Source organism: Nocardiopsis sp. TRM 82005, assembly GCF_056312425.1.
In genome coordinates this window covers 1-1,687 of record NZ_JBWDTQ010000064.1, presented here as the reverse complement: position 1 = coordinate 1,687, position 1,687 = coordinate 1, and the positions used below count along the sequence as shown (strand labels likewise).

The following is a 1,687-nucleotide window of genomic DNA, read 5'->3' as shown; positions in this document are numbered from 1 at the left end:
CGGGGTCAGTGTCCGCCGGTGAGGGTGCCCGACAGCTCCTGGTGCAGATGCGCGCTGGGCTCGTTGAGGCCGGTGATCTGCACCCGCACGCCGTGCCTGCGGAAGTGCTCGGTGACCTGGTCCAGGGCGGCCACCGCCGAGGAGTCCCACACGTGGGCGTTGGACATGTCCACCACGACCCTGTCCAGGCCCTGCTCGGTGTAGTCGAAACGGCCCACCAGCTGGCCCGAGGAGGCGAAGAACACCTCGCCGTTGACCGAGTACACCCGCGTGCCGCCCTCGGGGTCGAGCACGCTGGTGACGTCGGCCTGCACCGCGGCCTTGCGGGCGAAGAGCACCATCGACACGATCACGCCCACGATCACGCCCAGGGCCAGGTTGTGGGTGGCCACCACCACCGCCACGGTCACGACCATGACCAGGGTCTCGGTCCAGGGCATCCGCCGGACCGTGGAGGGGGCGATGCTGTGCCAGTCGAAGGTCACGATCGCCACGAAGAACATCACCGCGACCAGGGCGGCGATCGGGATCATCCCCACGATGTCGCCCAGGCCCACGCACAGGACGATCAGGAACACCCCCGCCAGGAACGTGGAGACGCGGGTGCGGGCCCCGGACTTGACGTTGATCATGGTCTGGCCGATCATCGCGCATCCGGCCATACCGCCGAAGAACCCGACCAGCACGTTGGCGATGCCCTGGCCACGCGCCTCACGGCCGTGGTGGGAGACCGTCTCGGTCTGGTCGTCGACGACCTTGGCCGTCATCAGCGACTCCATCAACCCCACCAGCGCCAGCGTCAGCGCGTAGGGGGCGATGAGGGTGAGCGTGTCCAGGGTGAAGGGCACGTTCGGGATCAGCGGGACGGGCACGGTGTCGGGCAGCTCGCCCATGTCCCCGACCGTCTGGGCCGGGATGCCCAGGGCCAGCGCGGCCACGGTCAGCACCACGATGGCCACCAGCGGGGCCGGGACGGCCTTGGTCAGCAGGGGCAGGCCGAAGATGACGGCCAGCCCGACCGCGACCATGGCGTAGACCGGCACACCCACACCGGCCAGGTGCGGCAGCTGGGCCAGGAAGATCAGGATGGCCAGGGCGTTGATGAACCCGGTCATCACGCTGGGCGGCACGAACCGCATCAGCTTGGCCACCCCGGCCAGGCCCAGGACCACCTGGATCAGGCCGGCCAGGATCGTGGCGGCGATGAGGTAGTCCACCCCGTACTCGATCGACAGGGGTGCCACGACCAGGGCCATCGCGCCGGTGGCGGCGGAGATCATCGCCGGGCGCCCGCCCAGGAAGGCGATGGAGACGGCCATCACGAAGGAGGCGTACAGGCCCACGCGGGGGTCGACCCCGGCGATGAGGGAGAACGCGATGGCCTCGGGGATCAGAGCGAGCGCGACGACCAGGCCGGCCAGCACGTCCGCGCGCAACTGCGCGGCCCTGGGGATCTTGGCCATCAGGGACCGGGGGGTCTTCACAGGCAGATTCATGGAACCCATCTGGTTCGGGCAGCCCGAAACACGGACCGCGGTGTTCATGTCGGGTGAGGCGGTGACGGCGCGCGGGGCCAGTGCCGTCGGCTCTGGGAGCCGGCGGCGGCTGGACGCCTGGGGTTCCGGTGCGGCACGCATGGTGCCCCGGAGCGCGGCTTCGTCGCCGCGGACCCGGCCGTGCCCGTCAG

Annotated in this window: 1 protein-coding gene; it reads right to left on the bottom strand. The window is 70.4% G+C overall.

The genetic code is table 11. From position 1 onward, the window contains the following. Window positions 1–5: 5 nt before the first annotated feature. Window positions 6–1,505, bottom strand: coding sequence for a SulP family inorganic anion transporter (locus tag AC0T5L_RS27055; RefSeq protein ID WP_476168321.1), 1,500 nt, complete (start codon window positions 1,503–1,505; stop codon window positions 6–8). Between the last annotated feature and the right edge of the window lie 182 nt (window positions 1,506–1,687).

Coding starts and splice junctions, on each gene's coding strand:
- AC0T5L_RS27055 (WP_476168321.1), bottom strand. CDS start 1,505: ATGGGTTCCATGAATCTGCCTGTGAAGACCCCCCGGTCCCTGATGGCC.